Origin of the sequence: uncultured Solobacterium sp., assembly GCF_963550625.1 — a bacterium.
Lineage (GTDB): Bacteria > Bacillota_I > Bacilli_A > Erysipelotrichales > Erysipelotrichaceae > Bulleidia.
The window spans coordinates 27,424-45,460 of the sequence record NZ_CAUVCV010000011.1 but is presented as its reverse complement, the minus strand read 5'-3'; the positions used below and the strand labels follow the sequence as shown (position 1 = coordinate 45,460).

Genomic DNA, 18,037 nt, shown 5'->3' with positions numbered 1-18,037 from the left:
AAGGAGATGTATACAGATTTTGTTTAGCTGGATGAGCTTAATTTGTATATACCAAAGCTATGATTAATCGTTTTTCTAGAACACAACGCGTCATTGGAAGAGACGCACTACATAAAATCCAACAAGCACATGTAATTGTCTTCGGCGTTGGTGGAGTTGGCGGATATGCTATCGAAGCTTTAGCACGCAGTGGCATTGGCAAAATCGACATCGTCGACCATGATACGGTTTCACTTACTAACATCAACCGACAACTTATCGCAACCGACGCAACCATCGACCAATACAAAGTAGATGTGATGAAGGAACGCATCGCTACAATTAGCCCTGATACCATCGTTAACGCTCTACCAATCTTCTATTTACCAGAAACCAAAGATCAGTTTGACTTTAGCCAATACGACTATATTATCGATGCGATCGATAATGTTACCGCTAAAATTGACCTTATTGTAACAGCGAAGAGTTTAGGTGTTCCTATCATCTCTGCGATGGGTTGTGGCAATCGCTTTGATCCAACAAAAGTTCGTATCATGGATATCTATGACACAAAAAATGACCCACTTGCAAAAGTCATGCGCCATGAATTACGTGCACGTAACATTAAAGACTTACAAGTTTGTTGTTCAACAGAAGCACCTATCAAACCGATTGAATATCCAGATGAAGAACAAGAAAAAGCAGTGAAATGGAGTATTCCAGGTTCCACTGCCTTCGTACCACCTGTTGCAGGTATTACACTAGCTGCCGAAGTTGTTCGACAAATTACAAATTTTGACCCAAACAATCGCAAGTAACGAAAGTTACTTGTTTTTTTTAATGTAAGATTGTGCCAAGAATACGGTTAACAGTCTTACCGTCTGTTTGACCCTTATACTTATCAAGAATCTCCCTCATCACAGGACCTTGATTACGCTTAAGAGGTTCTAAGCCCTTCTCTTGTAAGATTCCCTCGATAATTTGATGAATCTCTTCTTCCGTTAACTGCTTTGGTAAGTAAGAAGAAAGTAGTGCTAGCTTCTTTTGTGCTTCTTCCTTTAAATCTTCACGATTTTCAGGAATACTATCAATTGTTTCATTTGTTTGTTTGATTTCACGCTGAATATACGCTAGTTCATCATTCTTCTCTAACGTATGACCAGCTTCCTTCTCCGCAAGTGTAATTGCGGCAATCACAAGGCTCAACACACCCTTGGTTAGAGTGTCATGTTCCTTCATTGCCTTCATATTATCTTTTCGTAATTGTAATAATAGTTCACCCATTTTAAATACCTCCTGTTTCTATTATAGACTTTCTAGCGAAAAAGTATGCTGGTTCTTCATCTTTATACCCTAAAATATGCTAAAATCATCACGAAGCAGGTGAATATTATGCAAAAAAACTTTATCTTTATTTCCCCTAATTTTCCTAAGACATATTATCAATTTCCACTCGCTTGGAAACAATTGGGCGGTCGTTCCCTCGCAATCAGTGACGCAAATTACAACTCTTTAAGCGACGTACAAAAGTCAGCTTTTGATGATTACTATCAGGTAAGTTCTTTAGAGAACTATGATGAGGTATATCGTGCTGTCGCATGGTTTGCACATCGTTATGGCAAGATTGACTGGTTAGAGTCCAATAATGAGTATTGGTTATTTCAAGACGCAAAACTTCGCCAAGACTTTAATATTACAACTGGTGATAAAGCTGATGATGTTGTTCATTATAAGTTAAAGTCTGAAATGAAGGCATACTATCACAAGGCAAATGTACCTACTGCACGCTATCATATCGTATCTACATATGAAGCTGGTAAAGAGTTTATCTCTAAGGTAGGCTATCCAGTTGTTGTAAAACCAAACAACGGTGTAGGCTCAAGTGCTACTTGGAAGATCCGTAATGATGGTGAACTAGAAGACTTCTATAAAATTCAACTTCCTAATGAATATATCATGGAAGAATATATTCCAGGATATATCTTGTCATTTGATGGTATCGTAGATGAAAACAATAAGATTGTTTACCGTACATGCCACGTATTCCCGAACCCAGTTATGGAAATTGTAAACGAAAAGACAGACTGTATCTTCTGGAATGAAATTGACATGCCAAAGGATCTAAACCAAATGGGTGAAAAACTCATTCATGCGTTTAATCTTCGTTCACGTTTCTTCCATACAGAATACTTCCGTATGACAGAAGATAAAGAAGGACTTGGTAAGAAAGGTGATTTAATCGGTTTAGAAGTAAACATGCGTCCACCAGGTGGATACATGACAGACATGATTAACTACTCACAAGACATAAATATCTACATGATTTATGCAAAGATGTGCATGCATGTACAAAATATTGTATCCCCACACCCTATCTATCACTGTGTGCACGTAGGTAAACGTGATGGTAGCGACTACGCACATTCTGGCCTCGAAATATTCCAACGCTTTGGCGCAAACATCGTCATGCATGAAAGAATGCCACAAGTGTTAGATGCGGCTATGGGTAATGAATTCTACGTTGCCCGCTTTAAAACAATGAAAGAACTACATGAGTTTGTTGATTTTGTGACGGAAAAGGAAGTGAAGCCACATGCAGATAAACTACCACAAGAGCTATAGTTACCATCTAAATCGTGATATGGAATTCAAGGTTTTTGGTCATGCAGGTATTGTGCTACTTGCCTTTCCATCCCAAGATGGAAGATTCTATGACTATGAAAACCGCAACTTAATTCAATCTATTTCCTACCAGATTGACCAAGGTAAAGTCATGGTGTTATGCTGTGACTCTATTGATGGAGAATCATGGTCTGCAGAATGGAAAAACATCAATGATCGCATCAGTGCGCATGAAGCATATTTCAATTACATTCACCAAGAACTATTACCACTATTCCGTGATTTATATCATAACCAAAGAGAAAGTAAAATTTATACAACAGGATGCTCACTAGGTGCTTACCACGCATTAAATATCTTGTTCCGTATGCCAGACTTATTTGCAGGATGTATCTGCTTATCTGGAGTCTATAGCACTTACCCATTCTTTGGTTCCTACAGCAATGAAATCATCTACCAAAACTCCCCAAATGACTTTATCAACGGTATGCACTATGATCATCCATACGTCGAAAAATACCGTCAAAAGCAGATATACATCTGTTGTGGACAAGGAGCTTGGGAACACCCAATGTTAGAGGATACTCATCGCTTAGAAGAACTACTTCAATACAAGAATATCCCTGCTCATGTTGAGTACTGGGGATTTGACGTCAGCCACGATTGGCCATGGTGGGAAAAGCAATTTCCATACTATGTAAACCAATTAATTAACACTCAATTAAACAATTAATCAATTTATGCTTTTCATCGCCATACTATTCTGCTATTATTATTTAGCATGCGGATATGGCGGAACTGGCAGACGCGCTAGATTTAGGATCTAGTTCCTTCGGAGTGCAGGTTCGATTCCTGTTATCCGCACCATTAAAAAGATTTCAACGTTCTGTTGAAATCTTTTTTGTTTTATTCATACAGATAATATGTACCATCTGTCTTAATTGTAATCTTATCACCCACATTTACAGTGATCATCTTGATTACATCAGCGTACTTTGCCTTATAAATCATTTGATCTGTATCAATGATATAAAGATAGGTATTTCCGCCAATATCAATCTTTTCAAGTTTCGCTACTGTAATTTCCTTTTCTTTATAGTTAGAAGTATCTACAGTTTCATTTGTCTCTTGATTTGCTTGTTCAGTACTAATTTCACCCTTGAGTAAACGACGATACTGCTCGATTGCGTCCTTTTGGTTATACGCTGTTACCACCATGTTATATTGTTCGACATTTACACAAGCATACATCTTCACCAAACCATTATCATCCTTTAATACCATAATATATGTTGGTGTACCATCTACATTAATTAATGATGGGAAAGATGCGTGATATCCCTTCTCTTGTACTTCACCTTCAGCCGAATGCATACCACTACCTTCATCTGCACCAGAAGCTAAAATGAACTTTGTCTCGGATGTACGTTCATTTGCCATGATAAATCCAATATTACTGGAATCACCATTTACAGAGGTTACACCTGTATAAATCCAGATATCTCCATCTTTAGCGATATATCCATAGTCTGTACGATAACTCTTATCACCATCTTCATTCTTAATTTCTACAGTTGTAGTCTGTCTACAATCAATCTGACCAAAAATACTATTCAAGAATCCACGGTGTAATTTAGCAGAGTCATTATACTGATCTACGATAAGATTTCCTGGGTAAATAATATCTGCCCAACGAGGAACATCTTTCACATCAAGCTTTGTCATTGTGCCATCAATTGGATTAACTAAGATAGCACCTGTAATCTTCTTACCACCAAAAAGAGAAATACTATTTGTATAAGTAGAAGCGATGTACCAAGGATTACCCTCTTCATCAATTTCAAAGTGCAGATTTGTAAACATAGTTGTTGGATATGCAAAACGAATATGTCTTTCTAGGTTCTCATTGAAGTAAGCGCTAGGCACATACTTCATCTTGCTTGACATCGCAACATATTCCGCATCCATTGTAACTGGATTTACTTTTACATAACCAGGAATACCATTTTCATGGTTTCCAAACCACTTAAAGAAACCATCATATTGTAAAGGTGCTACCTTGATTGGACTATTTTGATAGTCAATTTGCATATACTCACTAACATTAAACTGTGAAACAACATCACTTAAGGAACCTATCTTACGATCACCAAGTTTCTCTGCACTTGCAGTATCCATTAACGCAATGGAACTTGTTCCACTAACAGATGGAATATCCTCTGTACTACCTTCATCTACTTTTAAGATGGATGAATATTCCTTTGCATGGAACAAGCGCATGCTTGTAATACTACCTAGTACCATACACACAAATAGAATACATTCTACAAGAGCAATCCACTTTAGATTCTCCTTTTCTTTACGAACAGAGAATACTAGTGCCTGTACGATAAGGTACACTGCACCAACTCCTAGTAGAAATGCCCAGAATTGAATACTCTTAAGATTGATTGCTGGTAAGAAGAAGTAGAAGCCGACACACGCAATGACAAGTGTAATAACTACTCCAATCACATAACTCATCACAGTATTATTCTTTAAATTCTCTTGATGAATCTTCATTCTACTAAACTGATGAAACTGTGGGTTCTTTTGTACGTTCATTTTTTTATCCCCCTTTATTCTACACATGCATTATATCCTGTAATATCTATTTATCATTTTGCGAATATTACGAATACCACGCTTATTTTTAGCGGTTTTTACGAAATGTTAATCTTCATCAATGTAATGCTCAATCCAAAGTTGTAATGAGTGGATTGTTTCCTCCATTTGTTTTAGTTGATTTTGAATTAACTTAAAATCATGGATTTCCTTATCATCGATTTTTCCATCCACTGTCATCTCAATTAAGCGTGCTTTCTTTTCATCCAAAGATTGTAGGGTCGCAAGCATCTCTAATACAATTTGAGATAAGTTTTTCTCTTTTACAACCTTCATTCCACGCTTGATACCAACTGGACATTCTGTTGCACAGAATGCACTACATAATTCTTTATCCTTATAAATTTCTGACAGTTTTACAACTTCTTCAGGATGAATTTCTAGTTTCCCAGTCTCAATCTTCTCAAGACGGCTCTCATTGAAAAAACCATCTGATAAATCCGCTACTTTATTTCTTGTTAGTTTCAGCTTCATGCGAGCTTCTTGAAACATACTTTTTTCTTTGTTTTCCATGATGAATACCTCTAATATCTATATTCAGTATAGTAGTCCCCTATTTGCATTACAATATTAAAAGCAGGATTGAATCCTGCCTTTAGAATTTACTGAGTTGCTAGGAGATAATACTGATGGGCAAATCCATGTGCACCGATTTCGGATAATGCATGGATACCTGTTTTACCTAGTTTGAATTTACCAATTACTAACATTGGTACTTCGTAGGATTTACTGAGTTGTCCTATCACATTCATCTCCATGAAGTGGAAATATTCATGGCTAAGAATAAGATTGATTGCATTGTCCATAGATAACTGATTTTCTTCTGCCCACTTTTCAATAGATTTTAAGTAGAGGTTGATTTGATTGGTTCCAGATACATAATCACTAAAGTATCTTTGGTTACCTACAACGTAGTCAGTATCTTTGTCATTTAACTGTAGCCCCGATTCTGTGCAGATTTTGCGAAAATCATAACTACCATTAAATTTTTCGAATACTTCCTTTGCGGTTTCCTCACCCTTTTTCCAAGCCTCTTCTACAATGCACTGTTTATCTTCTTCCTTAATCTTGTTGTAACAATAATCATAGGTAAGTTCTTGATACGCAAGGTCTTTGGTTGGGAAAGGATATGTAAATCCTGGCATATTAGCCATCAACTCTCTTTGTCGCAATGACGATCAATTTTGTGTCTGCTGCGATACCACTTAATTCAACACCACCAATTGACTTGATCTGTTCTGCATTCTGTAGACCAGATAAGTCGATGATACGTTTACCTAATACGATATATAGGTTTGGTAGGTTTGCGCCACCATCGTTATATTCTGTTAGTTCCTCAATCATCCAATCAATATCTGCTTGCCAGCTTGCGGCTGAAGATTGACGTGACCATGCATTCTTCTTCTGTAGACGAATAACACCTTCATCATCAATTAAACGTAGTGGTTTTGTTGTCTTCTTAACAATGCCAAAGAGTTTCTTTTCTGTAATCGTTGCTTGGACTGCGTACATACTGCCATTTTCTGCAGAAATTTCTAATGTTGATTTATCAACATCTAAGTTATGCGCAACTGTATCTAGTAACTCTTCTTTAGTAAGTTGTTTCTTGAGACGATCTTTACTACGTAATTCTGTGGCACCTACTGCAATTGCACGAATGATATTACGTTGTGTATCTACTTCTACAGATACTTCAACTGTATCTGGGGATGCGCCATTTTGGATTGCCTTAAGTTCCGCTTCACGACGTACACTGATAATATCTTCTTCTGTTGGATTTGATACGGAACGTTCCACCATATCGCGAACCATCGCTAGAGCAACACCAATTGTTGAGATAACTGGAGCGTTCTTTGCAATCTTGAACTGGTGGTTCATTGTTTCAGCTAGATGTGGCACAACGCTAGCTGCACCTCCTCCACCTCCAACGAATAGCGTTGTACGTGGGTCCATCTGATAGTCATGCATTAAGTCTTTGACTACCTTACCATTCTTTTCTGCTGCGTATGCCATTACCTTCTTCGCAGTTTCTTCCACAGATAAGCCCATGTTATCTGCGAGTGGTTGCCATGCTTTACGTGCAGCTTCTACATTGCCATATGCATAATCTTCTGGATGAACATAACCTGCAATGTTTGCGGCACCTGCCATTGTTAGAGATACCTTTGTACCATTACTACATTCAATGTATGCATACTCAGGGTCACCATTCATTGGTTGAATTGTCTTTAATACAGGATCAACAATCAAACTTGGATCTGTATATACTTCATATTCTAAGTTTGCGATATGTGCAGATCTTGGACCGATATTAACGGCTTTGCCGTCTTTAATCTCTACCATAGATCCACCACCAATACCTACGGTACGTACATCAAGAGAGTTTAAGTATGTCTTATGTCCACCAACTTCAGCGTACTTAATCATAACCTTACCGTCTTTTACGCATGAAATATCAGTTGATGTACCACCAACTTCAAAGAAGATACCATCTGTTAATTTTTCATACATCAAAGCACCCGCAACACCAGCTGCTGGTCCAGATAGGATTGTTAGGATAGGACGATTTCTTACTTCCTCAACCGTCATAACACCACCATCACAACGCATAACCATCAGTGGATTCTTGATACTTGCCTTCTTGATTGATTCATCTGTCATTGTTGCAGCCTCTAACATCTTAGGCATGATACTAGCATTTACAACTGCTGTACGTGTTCTAATCTTTAAGCCATATAACTTGGAGATATCGTTTGTGGCTGTTGATGGAACATTCTGCTCTGTACAATGTTTAATTACTAAATTTTCATTTGTTGGATCATCAACAGAGAATGCCTCAGCTGCTACGATACTCTTACATCCCTTTTCTTGTAGAGATTTGATTGTGTTGATAATTGCCTCATCAATCTTTGATGTATCAGAAGTATCTACAAACTCATTTTCAGAGTAGAGATACTTTCCTTTTGCTAATTCGATATTATCGATTGTTGTATCACTCTTTGATTTAGCACCTTGTAAACCTTTACCAAGTGTTACAACACCTACCTTAACAACGTCTCCTTCTAGTAAGGCGTTTGTTGCCTGGGTTGTACCATGAGCAATAAATACAACATCATCTGGTTTGATGTTATATTCCTCCATGATTTTATGTAAAACTTGAACAATACCTGCTGCTACACCCTCTGGTGCAAAGTGTGTTGTAGGAATCTTAACTGTTCCAATCAACTCATATGTTTCGTTGTTAATCGCAACTGCATCTGTAAATGTTCCACCTACGTCAATACCAATACGAACTTTCATATACCCTCCTCATACGACTATCTAAAATCAACACAAGTTAAACTTGTACTCATTTTAAATAACTGAGGGTACTTAAAGAATAAGCACCCTTCAGTTTTATTTAATTGAAAAATAATACGGCTGATAATACTACACCAAATACTGCGATTACCCATAGGTAAGGTAGTAATTTACGTGTAATGCTGTTGACATCTACTTCACAGAAGTTTGCTGTCCAAACGTTCTGTGTATTTGTTGGGTCACCACAACCCTGGATACGTTCAGCAGATAAGAATGCACCCATAACTGCTAGTGGAGATAATGTTCCTAAACCAATAATTAACGCTGCAATACCAGAACCTAAACCGAATAAGTTCATTGGTCCACGGTAAAGTGCTAAAGGCGCTAATAGTGAGAAGAATAGGACGTATGTAACCATAGACTTAGGTGTTACAGCTAATAAGAATGGATTGAGAACTTCTTTTACCATTGGGTGTGTAACTGCTAAGTAAAGGATACCGATACCTACCATCAAGATTACTGCTGGACCAGCATCTGTGATACCGTCGTAGCATGTCTTTGTAAGTGTGTTCATTGCCTTTGCGAAAGATGTTGATGTGAATAGTAATGCCCATGCAATACCAACCATGAATGCAGGGCAAACTGGAACCTTAAGACCTGCAACAAGTACGATTGGGATTAATGGTGTTAACATTGCTAGTCCACCTCTAACACCAGTTAGTTGTGTTGTTTTAGCTTCTTGCTTGGCTGGAGCTGAGAATGCAAACTTGATACCGTTCTTCTTAAATTCAACGAAGATCAAGATTAATGTAGCTACTGCTGTAGCTGCCATGAGGTAAATCTCAAAATTACGAATCTGATCGATTTCAAGTGAGAAGATACCTGCAAACATCTTCCAGTTAGCGATGTTGAATGTTAAACCTGTTGTGAATGACATTAAGAAGATTGATGCTGCTGATAAAGCAGGGACACCGATAGAAATCAAGATTGGTAATACGATAGAACCAACCATGATGATGGATCCAAGTCCACTTAATGTTGTGAAGAGTAATGCTACCGCAACACAGAGAATCAGTGTTACTACTAATGGCTTATCGCCACCTAATTCGGCGGATTTCTTAATGATATTTTCTGTAATACCTGTCTTGTTCATTAATTGACCTAACCATGAACCGAAAATAACCGCCATGATAGCTGCGCCCATACGAACAGTTCCAGCTTCTAGAACTGCCTGCAACCATCCGATTGCTACACCATCAGCGTTTACACCAATTGCTGGAACACCAGCAATCAAGCAGATTACAACTGCCATTAAAGGTAACGCTAGTAATGTAGGAATCTTTTTTGTCATCATCAATGCTGCGATGATAACGAAGGCTAAAATAATTAAAATACCTTGAAGCATATTCAAATTCCCCTTTCCTATATGAACACGACTGTTGTCGTTAGTTCCTAAACAAATAACAATTCATTTCGTACTTTTTCAGCCATAAGTGGTGATAAAGTATCTGTATTTTCTGTGTGGACCTGTATCAGTTCCACATGTTTATTTTGGAGCTTGAGTTTTTGATAGAACTGAAAGTCCATACCCATCATGAAGATCTTTTCGATATCAAACATCGTACATAACGTGTTTAGTAGCTGATTCACTTCCTTTGTGCCTGTATTTTCTGATAGAAGTTCCTTACAGAACTCAGAGCGTAGTGGAACTTTTTGTCCATCGATCGTAATCGTTGTAAATACCTTCTCGCCAACCATCACATGTGCACAGTTTACTTTCTCATGTAGTGTTTCTTCATTGAATGCATTTGTGATTGTGAAACTACTACATGTTTCTTCACTGATTGGAATATGTAACTGGCTACTGAGTGCACCTTGTAAACTGATAGTCGCGGAGGCGTATCCTGTATCGTAAATCGTATTTAAATCACTAGGCTGTACATCATCATGCAGCAACAAACCAATCCCACGTATATTTTGGTCTGCATGTATCTTTACAGTTTCTACCAATAATTCAAACAAGTCATTACCCGTTACTCTTTGTTTCGTAATGCATGTCGAAACAAGCGTTTCTAGACACATATCGAATAAGCAGAAGAATACTGAACGTCGACTGATTTCAAATACTGCAACACTTCCAAAATCTGCAGCGATAGATAAGTCTTTGCGGCTTCTACCCTTTTCAACCGTCTGTGTGCCAGTTTCTACAATGATCCCTTTACCTAGCAAATCTCCAACAATTGAACTAACAGTACTTGGTGATAAACCCGTTCCCTGTGCAAGTTCAATACGTGAGATACTCCTTGCTTGCATGATCTGTTGCATGATTAAATTGGTATTCTGATTTTTAATGTCTTTTAACCCTGTTTTCCCCATGCAAGCTCCTTTAATTCGGACTCCGAAATAAATCGTACTTCTAAAATACACCTAACTTTTAAGAAATGCAATAGAAATTTGTAAACGCTTTCTTCTTTTGCATAAAAAAGTACTCTAGCGATAGAGTACTTGATTTTGATTAACGATATTCACCCAGCTTTTCTGCGATATCTTTGCCATTTAGTGCATTCAGTGGAGTGTCTGTTTGATTTGCTAGTATTGTTGCCATACCTGCAGCTTCACCCATATCAATGCAGGTTGGAATAATTCTGACACTTGCCTGCATCAAGAACGTTGTAGAGATACATCTACCTGCCACAACAAGGTTTTCTACTTCATTTGTGACCATCGCACGATATGGAATTTCATAGTAATCGCCTGGTTGATAGGAAATCTGGTGTACCAAACTCTTATTTGCGGAATGGACATCGATATACCAGTCACCACGGGCTACCGCGTCTTCGTATCTTGCTTGTCTTGGGTAATCTTCCTCATGCATCAAAAGTTTGCCAACAATCTGCCATGATTCGCGTACACCTAACATATTCGCCACTTGTACCAAATAACAGTTTTCAAAGCCTGGCATCATTTCCTTCAAGAAACGAACAAGACGACGAATACACTGATGACCATATACGATAGCAGCGGAACGCTCTAGCGCATGTGTATTGTTCTTTAAATCCACTAAGTGAGGGCAGTTAAATGACATTACACCCGTCTTATCAGGAATTGTGAAGTTTTGGAAATAGTGTAGATCCTGTGGAATTAGGATACCTGCCTCTACACCCTTGCGGAATAGTGGCTCCATCACAAAGTTCTTACCAGCTACCATCGCTGATTCAAACTGGTCACCCTTGATACGATGAATACTGTAAGTATCATCTAGTGAGAATACATATTCACGATATTTTTCAATGTCGATACCACCAACTTCAAAACGTAGTGAAGTAATCTGGTTATTCCCCTCTTCATCACCACACAGTACTTCTACGCCAGACAAACGCGATAGCACTGCATCACCACTGGCATCCACGAACTGTCTTCCGCCAATCGCAACTAAGCCTTCAATCGTATTGACGATTACATACTTAATCTTTTGATCTTCTAGAATTACATCACAAACAGACGCATCATAGAGTAATTCACCACCACAGCTTGTATAAAGACTTTCCCACGCATCTGCCATTGCCTCTGCAGAAAACCATCTTTGGGCAGTTCCGTGTTGGTCACGTGTTTCACCATATTTCTTCATCTCATTTTCAAGATCGTAGAAATTCTGATGATGATTTGTAAACGAGCGCATCATCGGTGTTACAAGTGCGTTTGTAGCACTACCACCAAGACGAATTGCCTTATCAATGATTAATGTAGAAAAGCCATTCTTGGCTGAAGTATAACCTGCTGAACTACCTGCACTACCTCCACCAACAATGACAGTATCATAGGTTTTTAAAACCTTTAACTCTCTGGAGCCATATTGAATTTTAGTTTCCATAATTTTCCGTCCTTATACTTGTATTTGTTTTTAGTTATGCCCCAAAAAGAACAGATTGTCAAATACTCTTTGAAGTGTATACAATGAAACTAACAGGAGTAAAAACATATGAACGAAAAAAATAAACAAATTTTAGACGCAATCAAGGGACAATTAATTGTCTCTTGCCAAGCATTACCTAGTGAGCCATTACACAGCAGTTACATCATGTCCAGAATGGCTTATGCGGCATATTTAGGCGGTTCGAAAGGAATCCGTGCAAATAGCGTAGAAGATATCATTGAGATTAAAAAGACAGTAGATTTACCAGTGATCGGTATTATCAAGATTGATTATGAGGATGCACCAGATGTATACATCACACCAACAATGAAAGAAGTTGATGCGTTAGTAGAAATTGGTGTTGAAGTTATCGCAATGGATGCCACAGAGCGCACACGTCCTGGCCAATTAGACCTAGATACCTTCTTCAAAGCCGTACGTGAAAAATATCCAGATCAGTTATTTATGGCAGATTGTTCCAACATTGAAGAAGGCATGCATGCAGCCGAAATTGGCTTTGACTTAATTGGCACAACAATGGCTGGTTATACAGAATATACAAAGGGCTGCAGTTTACCTCCATACAGAATGATTAAGACACTCGTTGAACAGTGTGGTAAACCTGTAATCGCAGAAGGAAATATCTCAACACCTGAACAGTGCCGTCATGCGATGGATATTGGTGTACACGCTGTTGTCGTAGGTTCCGCAATTACTAGACCACTTGAAATAACAAAGAAGTTTAAGGCGGCTCTCGATGCGTAAAATTATCACTTTAGATATCGGTGGTACAAATATCAAAGTTGGCATCTTCGAAGATGAAATACTTGTCCAAGAAGCAGAAATCCCAACACTAGCAAAACAAGGCGCAAAAGATGTCATTGACCGCTGTATTGCATTCATCAAACAATACATGCCATGTGATGGTATTGGCATTAGCACCTGTGGACAAGTCAATAACGATGACGGCTCTATCCACTATGCAAATGAAAACATGCCAGGTTATACAGGCATGCAAGTCAAGAAGATATTCGAAAAAGAATTCAACGTCAAAGTCACAGTTGAAAACGATGTATACGCCGCTGCTCGTGGTGAAAATCAATACGGCGCAGGCAAAGGCTACCAAGATTTCATATGTCTAACCTATGGTACTGGTATTGGTGGAGGAGTTTACCTAAATGGTCAGCCATACTATGGAGCAGGTAAATCTGCAGGAGTGATGTTAGGTGGTATGATATTGCAATCATCAATAGTTAAAAAACCATGGGATGGTAGCTACGAATCCCTAGCATCTACAACCTCACTCATCAAAAATGCACAACAAGTTAATCCATGCATTACAAATGGAAGAGTCCTATTTGAACACTTGAATGAGCCTGAAATAAAAGCTGTATTAGATGCTTGGATTGAACAGATTGCGATTGGATTATGTTCTTTAACACACGTGTATAACGTACCACTATTCATTCTTGGTGGTGGTATTCTAGAACAAGAATATGTATTTAACAACATTAAGAAAGCATATCAAAAATATGTAATTCCAGGGTTTGATGGTGTACAAATTCACCAAGCAAAACTCGGTAATAAAGCAGGTATCTATGGTGCACTTGCATTAAATATCAGTAGATAAACATAAAAAGGAGTGATAATTCACTCCTTTTTATGTTTATTCAGCGTGTGTTAGATTACGCTCTTGCGCATCGTAATATACAGGGTTTACTAAACGGATATAACATTCATCACCCACAGCCAATACTTGGTGGTGTGGTGCTTGAATCTTTAATTCCTGTGTGCCTAAACCTACATAGTATTCTGTATATTCAGATAAGATAATACGCTTTGTGATTTTTGTCTTAATTCCCGAGTCATGATTGATTTCAATCTCACTTGGTCTTGTCGCAAGCTTTACAGCCTGATCCATGTGTTGAATTGTACATGGTAATGGTTGTGTTGTATCACCTTCGGCATACACCTTACCATCTCTATACTCAACCTTTGTAAAGTTTGATTCGCCTAAGAAGTTATGTACGAATAAGCTTACTGGCTTGTTATAGAGTTCTTGTGGTGTGCCAATCTGGATAATTTCACCCTTGTTCATAACAAGTAGACGATCAGATAACGCTAGAGCTTCTGACTGGTCATGTGTTACGAATACGATTGTAAAGTTGTATTCCTTTTGTAGACGCTTGATTTCAAAACGCATACTCTCTCTTAACTTTGGATCAAGGTTTGATAGAGGCTCATCCAATAATAAGATACCTGGGTTAACAACGATAGAACGTGCTAACGCAATTCTCTGCTGTTCACCACCAGATAAATCAGATGGGAATACCTTTGCTTGGTCTAATAAGTTCGTCTGTTTTAGCGCAAGATTGACACGTTCTTCAATCTCTGCCTTTGGACGTTTTTGAACTTGTAATGGGAATGCAACGTTATCAAATACGTTTAAGTGTGGCCATACAGCGAATGCCTGGAACACCATTCCTAAGTTACGGTGTTCAGGTGGAACGTATAAGTTCTTCGCCTTGTTAGATACAACCTTACCCTCTAAACGAATTTCACCTTCACTCAAATCTTCAAAACCTGCAAGCATACGTAATGTTGTTGTCTTACCACATCCAGAAGGACCTAAGAATGAGAAACATTCTCCCTTCTTGATTGTTAGGTTGAAGTTATTCACTGCTGTGACTGTACCTAAAGTTTTTGTCGTATAATCTTTTCTTACATTAATTAATTCAATCTGATTCATATTTATACGCCCTTTCTTTCTTTAGTAATAAAGTTGATAATCCAGTTCACAACAACGATCAATAAGATTGTTAGAGTTGCAAGTGCTGAAGCCTGTGTAATATATCCATCACTACGTAACATGTAGATAGCTACACCTAAAGTTCTTGTATATGGTCCATACAAGAGTGAACTTGTTGTTAATTCACGCATTGCTGGCAAGAAGATTAGGAAGAAGCCTGATAACATCGCAGGACGGATGAGTGGAAGTGTAATATCCTTGAGTGATTCTGTATGAGAAGCACCGCAAGAACGTGAAGCCTCTTCCAAGGATGGGTGTACCTGTCTTAAGGCAGCGGAAGCTGCGTTCATAGAGAATGACAAGTAACGTGCGATATATGCAATAAAGATAATCCATAGTGTGTTATATAGGTTGATATTCAAGATCTTTCCAGACCATGCAAGAATGACACCGATTGCAAGTACTGTACCTGGTAAAGAGTATGGAAGTGTAGCTAAGAATTCCAAAGCACCCTTTCCCTTTGGCTTGATCTTGATGATTACATACGCAATCATTACACCCAGTAACATTGCGAAGATACCTGAGCTTACTGCTAGGATCAAGGAGTTGGAAACACCATCACGAACCATCTTGTTGTTGAATAAGATGTTTGTGTAGTTACTGAAGTCGAAGTTACTTGGAACAAGTGGTAGACCGTAAGACTTTAATAGACCAACTAAGAAGATCATTCCTAATGGTACAACAACGATGATAACTAATGTCACGATAGAGATAATCAAGAGAGGAATCTTAGCGGAACGTAATTTAATTACTGTTGGACGCATACTCTTACCCTTGATAATGTCATAGCTTCCAGACTTCAAGATAGCCTTCTGTAATACAAGTGCTACAGATACAACAACAACTAATAAGATAGATAGAATTGTCGCTTCACGAATACCTTGGAAGTCACCAGCTGCACGGTTAATGAGCTGGAAGATACGTGTTGGTAATGTGTAGATGTTCTGTGAGAATCCTAGGATAGAAGGAACACCAAAATGTGATAATGATGAAATCATAATCAATAACGCACCAGATGAGATTGCAGGCTTAACAAGTGGTAATGTAATCTTACGAATAACATATCCCTGTGAAGCACCAGCAATACGTGCAGATTCTTCAAGTGTTGGGTCCATTCTCTCTAATGCACTTACTACCTGCATGAATACAAATGGGAAGTAGTAAGAAACTTCAACGAAGATAATTCCCCAGATGGAGTTGATGTTAATAGGTGCCTTTGTTAAGTGGAAGGTAGTCATTAACCAGTTGTTTAAATATCCACCTCTACCCGATAACAATAAGTCCCAAGCCATGGCTCCAAAGAATGGAGGGAACATGTATGGAATACTAAACAATGCACGCATGAATCCCTTCATCGGAATATCACTACGTCCTAGTAACCATGCATAGAACAAGCCCATGATAGTACCGAAAATTGTTACCCAGAATGCAATGGTAATTGTATTCCACATTGCACCGATGTTTTCTTTATTCAATAGAACTTTGAAGAAACTATCTAACGCTAGTTTTCCATCTACGAATAAAGCATTTACGATAATGGAGGCAACCGGAACGATCGCAATAATCGCAAGGATGATAAAGCTTGCGATAATCATAATTTTATCTAAAGAAAACTTACGACCGTCTAGCGCAGCTAAATCATTATTTAATGTTTTACGCTTAAACATTATGCCTCCTCCTTTTCATAATAGAACTTACGAACAAACTTCAAGCCAACTTCTTGGCCTTCCTTTGCCTTGCCGTACTTCATTACATCTAATGCAGATTGTTGAAGACGGATTTGTTTATCACCTAATTGAATAAAGTAGTTTGTAATATTTCCTAGGAAAGTTTCTGTAACTACCTTACCCTTAATAGGACTTTCATTATCAAATACTGCATCCATTGGTCTAAATGCTAGTTGATATGCCTTTGTTGGATTTTCCAGCGCAGACTTATCATCTAGCTTCACTAAACCATTCTGTGCATTGATATATACGCCATCTTCTTTCGCTACAACATCTACGAAGTTAGAAATCCCTACAAATTCAAAGATATAACGATCCTTAGGCTTCATAACGATATCGTAGTCATTACCTAACTGACGGATGTTACCTTGTTGATCCATGATTGCCAAACGATCACATAACTCTAAAGAAGCTTCTTGGTCATGTGAGATATAAACGATTGTTGTACCAATTGTCTTTTGAATCTCACGAATTTCCTTCAACATCTCTTGACGTAGTTTCAAGTCCAAGTTTGTGATAGGCTCGTCTAACACGATTAATTCTTTTGATGATACAAGTGCTCTGGCAATCGCTACACGCTGCTGTTGTCCACCAGACAACTGTGAAGGTAAGTGGTTTGCATAAGTTTCCATCTGTACCTGCTTGAGCGCATTCATTGCGATTTCCTGCATTTGTTTCTTATCCATTCTCTTCTTCTTTAATGGATATTTTACGTTTTCCAATACTGTTAAATGTGGCCATACCGCATAGTCTTGGAATACAACACCAATATTTCTTCTTTCTGGTGGGATATTAATTCTCTTTTTAGCGTCGAAGACACAAGTTTCTCCAATAAAAATGGACCCTGTTTCAGGCTTGATAAAACCACAGAGAAGTCTAATCAATGTAGTTTTACCGCACCCGGAGGGTCCAATTACACCCATAATTTCGCCATCATTTACTTCTAATGATAGGTTTTGGATAATCTTTTTGTCTCCATAGCTAAAAGATACGTCGTTAAATTGTACTTTTGCCATGGTTTTC

At 38.2% G+C, this 18,037-nt stretch carries 16 protein-coding genes and 1 tRNA gene; 6 read left to right on the top strand and 11 right to left on the bottom strand.

Annotation, left to right across the window (positions count from 1 at the left end):
• Positions 1 to 59: 59 nt before the first annotated feature.
• Positions 60 to 797 carry a tRNA threonylcarbamoyladenosine dehydratase gene (locus RYK16_RS06520; protein ID WP_314110915.1) on the top strand — a complete coding sequence of 246 codons (738 nt, stop codon included), beginning with the start codon at positions 60 to 62 and terminating at the stop codon, positions 795 to 797.
• 19 nt (positions 798 to 816) lie between these two features.
• Here the strand turns inward: RYK16_RS06520 and RYK16_RS06515 are convergent, their stop codons facing one another.
• Positions 817 to 1,263 (bottom strand): GatB/YqeY domain-containing protein, encoded by a 447-nt coding sequence (locus RYK16_RS06515; protein ID WP_314851457.1) that lies wholly within the window; start codon positions 1,261 to 1,263, stop codon positions 817 to 819.
• A 108-nt stretch (positions 1,264 to 1,371) separates the two neighbouring features.
• On the opposite strand from RYK16_RS06515, the gene RYK16_RS06510 reads away from it, so the two are divergent.
• From RYK16_RS06510 to RYK16_RS06500, 3 genes are all read left to right on the top strand, one after another.
• Positions 1,372 to 2,601 carry an ATP-grasp domain-containing protein gene (locus tag RYK16_RS06510; RefSeq protein WP_314851456.1) on the top strand — a complete coding sequence of 410 codons (1,230 nt, stop codon included), beginning with the start codon at positions 1,372 to 1,374 and terminating at the stop codon, positions 2,599 to 2,601.
• Entirely contained in the window at positions 2,573 to 3,334 is a 762-nt protein-coding gene (locus RYK16_RS06505) for an alpha/beta hydrolase-fold protein (protein WP_314851455.1), read from the top strand. The genes RYK16_RS06510 and RYK16_RS06505 overlap by 29 nt, the downstream gene beginning before the upstream one ends.
• 50 nt (positions 3,335 to 3,384) lie before the next feature.
• A tRNA-Leu gene (locus RYK16_RS06500) sits at positions 3,385 to 3,468 on the top strand.
• A 39-nt stretch (positions 3,469 to 3,507) separates the two neighbouring features.
• On the opposite strand, the gene RYK16_RS06495 is transcribed toward RYK16_RS06500, so the two are convergent.
• The 7 genes from RYK16_RS06495 to RYK16_RS06465 all read right to left on the bottom strand — a co-directional run bounded on the left by RYK16_RS06495 (position 3,508) and on the right by RYK16_RS06465 (position 12,436).
• Positions 3,508 to 5,205 carry a hypothetical protein gene (locus RYK16_RS06495; RefSeq protein WP_314851454.1) on the bottom strand — a complete coding sequence of 566 codons (1,698 nt, stop codon included), beginning with the start codon at positions 5,203 to 5,205 and terminating at the stop codon, positions 3,508 to 3,510.
• A 108-nt stretch (positions 5,206 to 5,313) separates the two neighbouring features.
• A complete protein-coding gene (locus tag RYK16_RS06490; protein WP_314851453.1) occupies positions 5,314 to 5,778 on the bottom strand; it encodes a helix-turn-helix transcriptional regulator in 465 nt (154 codons plus the stop codon).
• Positions 5,779 to 5,867: 89 nt separating this feature from the next.
• Complete coding sequence (locus tag RYK16_RS06485; RefSeq protein ID WP_314851452.1) at positions 5,868 to 6,419, bottom strand: hypothetical protein; 552 nt, start codon at positions 6,417 to 6,419, stop codon at positions 5,868 to 5,870.
• On the bottom strand, positions 6,412 to 8,565 hold the full coding sequence (locus RYK16_RS06480) for a hydantoinase/oxoprolinase family protein (protein WP_314851451.1): 2,154 nt from the start codon (positions 8,563 to 8,565) through the stop codon (positions 6,412 to 6,414). The genes RYK16_RS06485 and RYK16_RS06480 overlap by 8 nt, the downstream gene beginning before the upstream one ends.
• Before the next feature lie 100 nt (positions 8,566 to 8,665).
• Positions 8,666 to 9,970 (bottom strand): C4-dicarboxylate ABC transporter, encoded by a 1,305-nt coding sequence (locus RYK16_RS06475; protein WP_314110935.1) that lies wholly within the window; start codon positions 9,968 to 9,970, stop codon positions 8,666 to 8,668.
• Between the two features lie 47 nt (positions 9,971 to 10,017).
• Positions 10,018 to 10,941: a winged helix-turn-helix domain-containing protein gene (locus RYK16_RS06470; RefSeq protein WP_314851450.1), complete on the bottom strand. Its 924-nt coding sequence runs from the start codon at positions 10,939 to 10,941 to the stop codon at positions 10,018 to 10,020.
• Positions 10,942 to 11,080: 139 nt separating this feature from the next.
• Complete coding sequence (locus RYK16_RS06465; RefSeq protein WP_314851449.1) at positions 11,081 to 12,436, bottom strand: FAD-dependent oxidoreductase; 1,356 nt, start codon at positions 12,434 to 12,436, stop codon at positions 11,081 to 11,083.
• A 108-nt stretch (positions 12,437 to 12,544) separates the two neighbouring features.
• Here RYK16_RS06465 and RYK16_RS06460 point away from each other — a divergent pair, with 108 nt between their 5' ends.
• Together RYK16_RS06460 and RYK16_RS06455 are read left to right on the top strand one after the other, a co-directional pair.
• Positions 12,545 to 13,243 (top strand): N-acetylmannosamine-6-phosphate 2-epimerase, encoded by a 699-nt coding sequence (locus RYK16_RS06460; protein WP_314851448.1) that lies wholly within the window; start codon positions 12,545 to 12,547, stop codon positions 13,241 to 13,243.
• Entirely contained in the window at positions 13,236 to 14,108 is an 873-nt protein-coding gene (locus tag RYK16_RS06455) for an ROK family protein (protein WP_314851446.1), read from the top strand. The genes RYK16_RS06460 and RYK16_RS06455 overlap by 8 nt, the downstream gene beginning before the upstream one ends.
• 36 nt (positions 14,109 to 14,144) lie before the next feature.
• Here the strand turns inward: RYK16_RS06455 and RYK16_RS06450 are convergent, their stop codons facing one another.
• The 3 genes from RYK16_RS06450 to RYK16_RS06440 are packed head-to-tail and all read right to left on the bottom strand — an operon-like array spanning position 14,145 to position 18,030.
• Positions 14,145 to 15,227, bottom strand: a complete 1,083-nt coding sequence (locus tag RYK16_RS06450; protein WP_314851445.1) for an ABC transporter ATP-binding protein — start codon at positions 15,225 to 15,227, stop codon at positions 14,145 to 14,147.
• Positions 15,228 to 15,229: 2 nt separating this feature from the next.
• Entirely contained in the window at positions 15,230 to 16,954 is a 1,725-nt protein-coding gene (locus tag RYK16_RS06445; RefSeq protein WP_294025200.1) for an iron ABC transporter permease, read from the bottom strand.
• Positions 16,954 to 18,030 carry an ABC transporter ATP-binding protein gene (locus RYK16_RS06440; RefSeq protein WP_314851444.1) on the bottom strand — a complete coding sequence of 359 codons (1,077 nt, stop codon included), beginning with the start codon at positions 18,028 to 18,030 and terminating at the stop codon, positions 16,954 to 16,956. Before RYK16_RS06440 ends, RYK16_RS06445 begins: the two co-directional genes overlap by 1 nt.
• Positions 18,031 to 18,037: the final 7 nt, after the last annotated feature.

What these genes read in the sequence shown, in the direction of transcription:
- RYK16_RS06460 (WP_314851448.1), top strand. Translation starts at nt 12,545, where the DNA reads ATGAACGAAAAAAATAAACAAATTTTAGACGCAATCAAGGGACAATTA.
- RYK16_RS06485 (WP_314851452.1), bottom strand. Translation starts at nt 6,419, where the DNA reads ATGGCTAATATGCCAGGATTTACATATCCTTTCCCAACCAAAGACCTT.
- RYK16_RS06470 (WP_314851450.1), bottom strand. Translation starts at nt 10,941, where the DNA reads ATGGGGAAAACAGGGTTAAAAGACATTAAAAATCAGAATACCAATTTA.
- RYK16_RS06455 (WP_314851446.1), top strand. Translation starts at nt 13,236, where the DNA reads ATGCGTAAAATTATCACTTTAGATATCGGTGGTACAAATATCAAAGTT.
- RYK16_RS06465 (WP_314851449.1), bottom strand. Translation starts at nt 12,436, where the DNA reads ATGGAAACTAAAATTCAATATGGCTCCAGAGAGTTAAAGGTTTTAAAA.
- RYK16_RS06480 (WP_314851451.1), bottom strand. Translation starts at nt 8,565, where the DNA reads ATGAAAGTTCGTATTGGTATTGACGTAGGTGGAACATTTACAGATGCA.
- RYK16_RS06440 (WP_314851444.1), bottom strand. Translation starts at nt 18,030, where the DNA reads ATGGCAAAAGTACAATTTAACGACGTATCTTTTAGCTATGGAGACAAA.
- RYK16_RS06475 (WP_314110935.1), bottom strand. Translation starts at nt 9,970, where the DNA reads ATGCTTCAAGGTATTTTAATTATTTTAGCCTTCGTTATCATCGCAGCA.
- RYK16_RS06490 (WP_314851453.1), bottom strand. Translation starts at nt 5,778, where the DNA reads ATGGAAAACAAAGAAAAAAGTATGTTTCAAGAAGCTCGCATGAAGCTG.
- RYK16_RS06515 (WP_314851457.1), bottom strand. Translation starts at nt 1,263, where the DNA reads ATGGGTGAACTATTATTACAATTACGAAAAGATAATATGAAGGCAATG.
- RYK16_RS06505 (WP_314851455.1), top strand. Translation starts at nt 2,573, where the DNA reads ATGCAGATAAACTACCACAAGAGCTATAGTTACCATCTAAATCGTGAT.
- RYK16_RS06520 (WP_314110915.1), top strand. Translation starts at nt 60, where the DNA reads ATGATTAATCGTTTTTCTAGAACACAACGCGTCATTGGAAGAGACGCA.
- RYK16_RS06510 (WP_314851456.1), top strand. Translation starts at nt 1,372, where the DNA reads ATGCAAAAAAACTTTATCTTTATTTCCCCTAATTTTCCTAAGACATAT.
- RYK16_RS06495 (WP_314851454.1), bottom strand. Translation starts at nt 5,205, where the DNA reads ATGAACGTACAAAAGAACCCACAGTTTCATCAGTTTAGTAGAATGAAG.
- RYK16_RS06445 (WP_294025200.1), bottom strand. Translation starts at nt 16,954, where the DNA reads ATGTTTAAGCGTAAAACATTAAATAATGATTTAGCTGCGCTAGACGGT.
- RYK16_RS06450 (WP_314851445.1), bottom strand. Translation starts at nt 15,227, where the DNA reads ATGAATCAGATTGAATTAATTAATGTAAGAAAAGATTATACGACAAAA.